The sequence below is a fragment of the Gilliamella sp. Pra-s60 genome (assembly GCF_009795755.1).
Lineage (GTDB): Bacteria > Pseudomonadota > Gammaproteobacteria > Enterobacterales > Orbaceae > Gilliamella.
The window spans coordinates 1-297 of record NZ_WTFA01000063.1 but is presented as its reverse complement, the minus strand read 5'-3'; the positions used below and the strand labels follow the sequence as shown (position 1 = coordinate 297).

Below are 297 nucleotides of genomic sequence, written 5' to 3'. Positions count from 1 at the left end.
AGGTAACCGTAGGGGAACCTGCGGTTGGATCACCTCCTTACGAAGTGCTCGTAAGTGTTCACACAGATTGTTTGTTTAGAAGAAATAATTAAGTCCCCTTCGTCTAGAGGCCTAGGACATCGCCCTTTCACGGCGGTAACAGGGGTTCGAATCCCCTAGGGGACGCCATAAAATGTGATGAAATTATTTCTGACTGATTATGTTTGTATTTGCTTATTAGTTGATGATGAGTAAATAGAAAGATAAAGCTCTTTAACAATTAGGAACAAGCTGAAAGAAACGAGTTCTCGTTTTTGC

General features: G+C 41.4%; 1 tRNA gene. It reads left to right on the top strand.

The window, feature by feature from the left end:
• Positions 1-92: 92 nt before the first annotated feature.
• Positions 93-168, top strand: a tRNA-Glu gene (locus GQ596_RS11010).
• The last annotated feature ends 129 nt before the right edge of the window (positions 169-297 follow it).